At 57.7% G+C, this 359-nt stretch carries 1 protein-coding gene; it reads left to right on the plus strand.

Going from position 1 to position 359, the window contains the following annotated elements; genetic code table 11:
* Positions 1 to 32: 32 nt before the first annotated feature.
* On the plus strand, positions 33 to 359 hold a 327-nt coding region (locus tag KNO86_RS14610), incomplete at its 3' end, for a transposase (RefSeq protein WP_353047698.1).

The following is a 359-nucleotide window of genomic DNA, read 5'->3' on the forward strand; positions in this document are numbered from 1 at the left end:
AGTGCACGTCCAGCCGGACGCACCGACGGGACATCACCCGCCACGTCGACGAGCACTACCGCGAGCAGGTGAACGAGAACCGCCTGTCCGCGTCTGGGAAATCCCTCTACCGACTGCGGCCGCAGACCGTCGAGCGCTCGTTCGCCGATGGGAAAGAGCTCCATGGGCTCCGTTTCACCTTCTACAGGGGGACCGCGAAGGTCCAACGCGCCAATCTGGTGGCAGCCACCGCACAAAACATGAAGAAGCTAGCCAACCTATTGACCAGAAAGGACCGTCTACATAACATTTCTTCAATCTTTTGTCGGGCAGAGCGCCTCAAGCTCGTTGAACATAAAAAAAGACGAACCAAATCGCAC

Origin of the sequence: Exiguobacterium sp. s160, assembly GCF_018617575.1 — a bacterium.
Taxonomy (GTDB): Bacteria; Bacillota; Bacilli; order Exiguobacteriales; family Exiguobacteriaceae; genus Exiguobacterium; species Exiguobacterium aestuarii_A.